Origin of the sequence: Acetobacter sicerae (assembly GCF_011516765.1) — a bacterium.
GTDB lineage: Bacteria > Pseudomonadota > Alphaproteobacteria > Acetobacterales > Acetobacteraceae > Acetobacter > Acetobacter sicerae.
Map to the genome: position 1 here is coordinate 1 of NZ_JAAABN010000083.1, position 818 is coordinate 818.

General features: G+C 55.5%; 1 pseudogene. It reads left to right on the forward strand.

The annotated features are described in order from the left end of the window. Window positions 1–59: 59 nt before the first annotated feature. Window positions 60–818: pseudogene (locus GVI59_RS18700) on the forward strand (IS5 family transposase); the annotation flags it as partial.

Consider the following 818-nt stretch of genomic DNA (forward strand, 5'->3'; position numbering starts at 1 on the left):
TAGGGCCTGTTAGGCCTTGAATGACGGAACGGATTGCATAGCTGTTTATGATGAGCATGATGCAGTCTGTCTTTTCCGATACCGCATGGTCCGTCTGGGAGCCTTTGATCGAGGAAGTCCGTCCGAAGGGCAAGACCCCACCAAGAACCTTCGACGGACGATATCCGCGATTTTCTGGCGCCATCAGAACGGCGCGAAGTGGCGTGCCTTGCCATCAGAGTTTGGTCCCTGGTGGATTGCAGCACAGTTGTTCATTCGATGGTCGAAGCTCGGTGTGTGGCAGCGCCTCTTTGAAAAGGTCAAAGACAGGGATCAAGACCTCGGCATGGTCTTTCTTGATGGCACGACAATCCGTGCCCATCATAAGGCGGCTGGAGCGGCTAAAAAAGGGGGCACAGAGAACGCCGAAAGGATCGTGAGGCTCTTGGCCGTTCACGTGGAGGATTTGGCACCAAGGTCTGCGTAGCTGCGGACAGTCATGGCAGGGCACTGTCCTTCACGCTGGCACCCGGACAGGCACATGAATTACCGTGTGCCTACGCCCTGCTTGACGCTCTGCCACACCCACCAATCTATGTCGTCTGCGATCGTGGGTATGCCTCACATAAATTTCGTGAAGATCTTTGGAACCGTGGATCTCGTCCTGTCATCCCGCCAAGGAAGAATGATCCAGAAGTCGCTTGTCCCAAATGGGCTTACAGACACCGGCATCTGGTCGAAAAACTGTGGGCAAGGCTCAAGGAGTGGCGGGCTGTCGCGACCCGATATGAGAAAACCGCCGCATCCTTCCTCTCCGTCATCCTCATCGCTGCTACAGC